This is a genomic window from Acinetobacter sp. 1542444 (assembly GCF_000581835.1).
GTDB classification, from domain to species: domain Bacteria; phylum Pseudomonadota; class Gammaproteobacteria; order Pseudomonadales; family Moraxellaceae; genus Acinetobacter; species Acinetobacter pittii.
In genome coordinates this window covers 1-2047 of sequence record NZ_JEYA01000012.1, presented here as the reverse complement: position 1 = coordinate 2047, position 2047 = coordinate 1, and the positions used below count along the sequence as shown (strand labels likewise).

General features: G+C 39.9%; 2 protein-coding genes, 2 tRNA genes and 1 pseudogene. 1 reads left to right on the top strand and 4 read right to left on the bottom strand.

Annotated elements, in window-relative coordinates:
* Nucleotides 1-311 (bottom strand): hypothetical protein (locus J580_RS22540; RefSeq protein ID WP_050675769.1); only part of this gene is annotated, 311 nt, incomplete at its 3' end.
* A gap of 273 nt (nucleotides 312-584) precedes the next feature.
* Between J580_RS22540 and J580_RS22535 the strand changes: the two genes are divergently transcribed.
* Nucleotides 585-1532: a hypothetical protein gene (locus tag J580_RS22535; RefSeq protein WP_032004905.1), complete on the top strand. Its 948-nt coding sequence runs from the start codon at nucleotides 585-587 to the stop codon at nucleotides 1530-1532.
* A gap of 91 nt (nucleotides 1533-1623) precedes the next feature.
* Here J580_RS22535 and J580_RS22530 read toward each other — a convergent pair.
* The 3 genes and pseudogenes from J580_RS22530 to J580_RS23885 all read right to left on the bottom strand — a co-directional run.
* Nucleotides 1624-1699: transfer RNA gene (locus tag J580_RS22530), tRNA-Glu, on the bottom strand.
* A gap of 28 nt (nucleotides 1700-1727) precedes the next feature.
* Nucleotides 1728-1803: transfer RNA gene (locus J580_RS22525), tRNA-Glu, on the bottom strand.
* Nucleotides 1804-1924: 121 nt separating this feature from the next.
* A pseudogene (locus J580_RS23885) lies at nucleotides 1925-2047 on the bottom strand (hypothetical protein); the annotation flags it as partial.

Below are 2047 nucleotides of genomic sequence, written 5' to 3'. Positions count from 1 at the left end.
CGGCATTTCCAGTGTTTTTGTGACTGCATAAATGCTTGCATAGACAGTTTAAAATCAGGCAAATCACGCCAGAACATAAAACCTGCCCCTACAGTAACCACAAATGCAACTACTGTTGCAATTTGAAGAGAACTACCTGCACCATTGCCAAAAATCCACATAAAGATGCTAATGACTACTAACAGTAAAAGCACAAAAATTGCAGGAATCAAGATAACCAGACTTTTAGGAACGACAGGTTTTGCGCTGTTCACGCCTTGGCTCACAGGCATAATTTTAACACTTTGACATTTAGGGCAACGATATTGCATGAGAACTCCACATTTAGTTTGAATCTATTCTAACGGAAATGTGCAGAAAGAAAAAAATTTGTAAGATATCGATGAAATGCGTTGAGTTAGCAGAAAAATTACTTATGAATAAACAAAGAAATATAAAAAACAGATGATTTATCCGTACACATAAAAATTAAAATAATATTGTAGAGCATGCTAATCTACAGAAAAATGAAGTGTGATTAGCACAATAAATGAGCTTAAATACTCGAATAGGATGTGGGATAAATATAAAAAGGAGAGAGGGACTTGGGTCAACAAGATGACAATAAGTCGCAGCCTACAACGACAGCATCGGTTTTAGCTACCCCAGATACCGCTAAACCGTCATTATCTCGTCGATTACTGCATAAGACATTGCAACATGCCCAAGATGCAGTTGGGTTTGCTAGCGACACGACACGTAATATTGCAGAGGTTGCTGATGCTGCTTTGGACGCGCTCGATCAAGTAACTACTCATACACGACGTGGAGTTGTCGGAATGACAAATCTGGCAGCAGGCACGGTAAGAGATATGGTGTCTGAAACCAGTGAAACAGCACGCCAAGTCGCGTTGATTATGGCGCGAACTTTTTTGGGCAAAAGTACCTTAACGTTGTACTTACCCGAAATGTTATTAAATAATCAAATTCGTAAGCGCATTGATCGCTCAGAAATTGATGATATTAAAATCAAGTGCGGCAATGACAGTTTCCAAGTCGAGATCGATGGGCATTATCATCGCTTCATGTATCGTTTGAGTTTAGATTTTAAAGTATTGGAATGTCGTATTGGGCAGGAAAAATTCTTACGCTTACGACAAATGGATGAAAGTCTTGATGTTCAGATTCGACATGGCGGCACCTTGTCAAATTGGGCTGTGCGCCATATTGGTCGAGTTGGTTTCGAAGTCGTAAATATGTTGCCTATTCCATCACTCATTAATCACTTGATTGGCGATATTCCCGGAATCCAACGCGATGGGCATCGCATGTGGTTTATTGACCTAGAGCAAGCAGGATTTATTGACTTTATTAACAACCGTTCATGGATGGTTGAAAAGCTTTTAAGTTTGACTGATTTTAGTATTTTACCAGGCTTGAATATTTTGAGAGAAAGTCGCGAGCTTGTGCAGCAGCTCGTAGATCAGTTTGAAATTAGAGGACTACGAGTGCAGTCAGGTCGCCTTGAAGTACAAGTGGGAATTGCGGGTTGATAGAACATATGAAAAGCTAATCATTGATTGGCTTTTTATTTTTTTAGGCAAGAAAAAAGCCACTGACTTTATGCAGTGGCTTTTTAGAATTTGGCGTCCCTACGGGGATTCGAACCCCGGTTACCGCCGTGAAAGGGCGATGTCCTAGGCCTCTAGACGATAGGGACTTATATGAGGCATACATCTGAAAAATATTGGCGTCCCTACGGGGATTCGAACCCCGGTTACCGCCGTGAAAGGGCGATGTCCTAGGCCTCTAGACGATAGGGACGTTTCAGAGGTGGGCGTATATTAGGTCGATTTAATAAAAGTGTCAAATAGTTTTCTGAAGAAATATTAAAAAAAACAGTCAAGCGATTAAAAATAACTCAAATTGTAGAAAATATATACATTTAGCCCTCATTTTTCTGAAAAGGTTCAATAATTGCCTTTATAACCGACGGATGTTGTAAATATCCTAAAATCTCATGCGGCTGGTTGGCGAAAGTATAAATTTTCTGATTAATAATGGCAGG